This window comes from Anabaena sp. AL09 (assembly GCF_001672255.1).
In the GTDB taxonomy this organism is placed as follows: domain Bacteria; phylum Cyanobacteriota; class Cyanobacteriia; order Cyanobacteriales; family Nostocaceae; genus Dolichospermum; species Dolichospermum lemmermannii.
The window spans coordinates 1-4,060 of sequence record NZ_LJOQ01000098.1; the positions used below are offsets into that span (position 1 = coordinate 1).

The window sequence follows — 4,060 nt, forward strand, 5'->3', positions numbered from 1 at the left end:
TGGCATTGAGCCGAGATCCTTGCTCAAATGGAAATAGAAGCTGAAAAGCCTTGTCAATTCTAGGTTTCAAAGATTTCAGAAGGCAGAGGAATAGCAGATTCAAAAGGTTGAGGAATATTTTGCAGATTCACCACATAATCGCCATACCGCTTGATATGTCTGGTGAGATAGGGACTCAAAGCAGCTACAAAGCGATGATTGACTGGATATCCTTGTGCCGTTAAAGTCTGAATTGCCAACGACATATCCACGGTATTCTGTAAAATCACAGCACTAGCAACCAAATCGAGGTACTTCAACCGCTTTTCCTGCTCAATCGGGTCGTTTTCAGTAATAACGCCATCCTTACCAAAAAACACCCAATCCAAGAAATGATGATACTTTTCTACAATATTTGTAATTGCCGTAATCTCAGAGCGCATTTTAGCATTAGAGATATACTCTAACAAAAACATTGTTCGCACAACCTTTCCTAACTCCAAAAAGGCTTGATAAAGACGGTTTTTCCGGCTGTAACTGCTCAACTTACGTAGGAGGGTAGAAGGCATCACCTTCCCTGCCTTAATTGACAGCACTACCCGCATCATGTCATACCAGTGAAGTTGAATAAGATTCCAATTAACCACATCCTTAAACAACGGATCAATGAACTTGTAAGTGGAATCAGCACTGGGACGTAGGAAACTAAGATCCTTCCAGTTACGGATACGTGGCATCAACTTGATACCAAGAAGGTAAGAGATGGCAAACACAGGACCCGACTGACCTTGGGTATCTGCATACAAAGTATCAGGTTGAATATCGGAAAGATTTTTCAATAGCCCGTCCAAAATATACACAGCTTCCCAAACACCACAAGTAATAAAATGCGTAAACAAAGCAATATATTTGTCAGAAACATGGTGATAAGCAATACCACCATAGCCACCATAACGGATGTGATATTCACTATGTAAATTATTCTCGTAGATCTCGAACTTACTACCATCCGCCGCCGCTCTTTTCCCCGTTCCCCAAATGGACGGTAAACTAAAACGGTTAAAAGCATTGATCATATCCCGAATCGCTGCCTCAATCTTGGGCGTACTGACATGGCGACGATTGGTATAAGAAATCATGTGAGATGTTACCACACTTCTGGAATGACGTGCCGTTTGATTGGGTCCGAGGTTACACCCATAACCAAAAGTGGTGAAAATATAGCGTTCCGCAGATTGCTTTAACTTGGGTTCGTTTCCCGATAATAGACCAAAATGCCTTGTCCAATTCAACCAATGTTCAACATTACAGAGAATATCTAAAACACTACGTTCTGGCATCAAAGAGCGAATTTTCTCCTCTAATTGTTCCACCTCTTTTGGTTCAGGAGATGATGTCAGTCGCTTGAGTACAGGTTCGCCATCCTCATTAATTGTGATTTGCTTTCCATCCGCACAAATCAGATCTACTTCAGTAGCTAAGAGTGTTAAACACGAACGCAAATACTCAACAAAATCTTCTGGATTGGACGGAAATTCCAACTGGTGACAATATTCCTCTATCATGGGTTCACATTCCGATAGAGTTAGCAATTGTTCACGAAAATCAGCGTAGCTTTCCGACCCAACAACACAAGCATCCCCAGTCTTGAATTCAGTTGCTAAGTAAGAAAATACACAAATTTCTAACTGCTGACGTACCAAAACTTTAGTCCCTTCAACTTCTTTGACAACAAGATTTCGCCAGTTATTACTGATAAAATCTAAATTAATTTTAAAAGGTAAAAGCTTGCCACGCTTATGTTCATGATCTAACACAAATTTTAAGGCATTAATTACCGATTCATCGGCAGAAGTTGAATGAATATCTAGAGAGCGGACTAAACTAAATAACATCTTGCGGTTAGCACAATAAAACCGCCACATTAATGGCAAATGATTGTTGGTGTTATAGGCGGCAATTTCTTCATATTTAAGCAGCAGCAATTCTGTACCACCGTGTTCATCTAAAATAGACAGAACTTGCTCTCCTAAAGCAGCTAGATTATCTTGAGTTTCTTTCGATACAGTTAAAACTTGTGCAAACATATCCAACAACTCTGATGTTTGCGTCAAATGCTTCTCACGTAATTCCTTTAATCTTTCTTTAGCATTGTTCTGAATTTTGAGGATACGCTTGATAAACATCTCTACCAAGTGATCACGAGTTTTGACCTGGGATTCATATAGTAAACATAATAACAATGTGCGGCGTTTAGAAAGTTTAATATCTTGAAATTCTGATATATCTAAAGCTCTAGCTTGTGCTGCTAAATATTTCACTTTAGCTAGGGGAATACTTGATAACAAGCGTTTAGCATCGCCAAAAGTCATTAATTGGTTAAACTTTGTTTGCAGTTGTTTGATGTGGCTCAGTTTTGCACTTTTAGGTGGGGATTTCAGTAAGTTTAATGTGGTGATTGATTCAGATGTTTCCCCTAATAATAGTTGGTCTAAATAAGCTTGTTCATCACTAGAGAGATTTTGAGATACTCGTTGAAATAAACGATTGTTGGTAATGGAGCGCACATGACTAACTAAACGGTCAAGGGAATTAAATGTTGGCAACTCATATCGTTCCTTGACTAATTCTTCAATTGTAATGTTGATTAAATCCGCAGGATGGTCTTTAACTTCGGCGGCAGAACTGACAACAATTGCTATCAACTTTTGGGCAGCTTTATCATAAGGTTTGATACCTAAATATTCTCGAATTGCCTGTTGATAATTACGCCTTTGGCGCTCGGAGGGAATAGCTTTTCCCCATTCACGTAATTCTAAAGAGGATTGAAGATGTTTAATAATAGCAACAGGTACATTTTCTAGAGGAGGAAAATATCCCAGTCTTTGAAAAGATTTCAACATTACCATGAAGCAAAGTAAAGCTTCATGGCTACGAACACGAGACTTGACAAATTTAATTTCTTCAACCGTTGGTGTATAAAGTTCAGCTAGTTCTTTAGCAGAGGGATATTGTTTAAATCTTGGGTAAGCTGTACGATCTATTAAGGTCATCTAAAGTTAAAATTAGTATAAAAAAATTGAGGGCTACCCAAACTAGGTTGATCCCTCACTCGTGAACCGCACAGTATTTTATCTTCTTTTCTGATAGCGTACCCTACCTACGGGAAGCAAGCTACACGTAGTCGTAGGCATAGCGCGTGGCGTTAGCCATAGATTTTATTCATCCCATAATCCCTTAAATCGTAGTGGTGAAAGCTCTGTGTAGCGGACTGTATGCTGAATATTCTTATGTCCTAAATAACCTTGAATGGTACGGGTGTCTACTCCTTTAGCAGCCAGAGCGTACCCACAAGCATGACGTAGCATATGAGCATGAACTGGAAACGGTAAAAGAGCCAATTCCCCTGCTCGCTCGATAATCCCACCGATTGTATCTTTTGCCAATAGTCCGCGACGAGACGACTGGAAAATATAAGGAGACGCTGGATAATCGCGTTGGAGCTTGCGGAGCGCCCGAATCTCATCACCATATAGTGGTTGTGTAGAGGGAGTTCCGGTCTTTACCCGCTTAACGTGGAGATTACCCCCACTCCAATCTATTTGCTCCCATCGTAGTGCAGCAGCTTCCGCAACTCGCAGTCCGTGACGGTAAATTAACAGGATTAGTGTTGAGTCTCGATGGGCATGGCAACCATCAGCTTTCTTGAGTGCATCTCGCATGGCCTCAATTTCTGAAACTAGTAGGTATTCTCGTGTTCTGACTGCGGCATACTTACGAGAGTTGGGTGATTGAATCGGTGAATTTTCAATTTTACCAACTTTTGATTGTTGGAGTGTCTTTGTATTCATAACCAGACCCCTGAAAAATCAATGTTGTTTTGTCTGATATTACCTACTTTGACTCATAAGTTGGTATTTGAGTTTCAATTGTATTGATTAGTAACTATGTACTAAAATATGTCTGCTTGTATCATTCTTCGTGTTTACTTAAAACGGGAACGACAGAAAATCTGAAAGCTATATACAATAAGCTTTTTCAGCTTCTATTTCCGTTTGAGCAAGGATCTCGGCTCAATGCC

Annotated in this window: 2 protein-coding genes; both read right to left on the minus strand. The window is 40.0% G+C overall.

Going from position 1 to position 4,060, the window contains the following annotated elements; all coding sequences use genetic code 11:
- Positions 1–59: 59 nt before the first annotated feature.
- Positions 60–3,032 (minus strand): Tn3 family transposase, encoded by a 2,973-nt coding sequence (locus AN490_RS20105; protein WP_300006616.1) that lies wholly within the window; start codon positions 3,030–3,032, stop codon positions 60–62.
- A gap of 165 nt (positions 3,033–3,197) precedes the next feature.
- Positions 3,198–3,830 carry a tyrosine-type recombinase/integrase gene (locus AN490_RS20110; protein ID WP_300006617.1) on the minus strand — a complete coding sequence of 211 codons (633 nt, stop codon included), beginning with the start codon at positions 3,828–3,830 and terminating at the stop codon, positions 3,198–3,200.
- Positions 3,831–4,060 lie beyond the last annotated feature (230 nt).

Coding starts and splice junctions, on each gene's coding strand:
- AN490_RS20105 (WP_300006616.1), bottom strand. CDS start 3,032: ATGACCTTAATAGATCGTACAGCTTACCCAAGATTTAAACAATATCCC.
- AN490_RS20110 (WP_300006617.1), bottom strand. CDS start 3,830: ATGAATACAAAGACACTCCAACAATCAAAAGTTGGTAAAATTGAAAAT.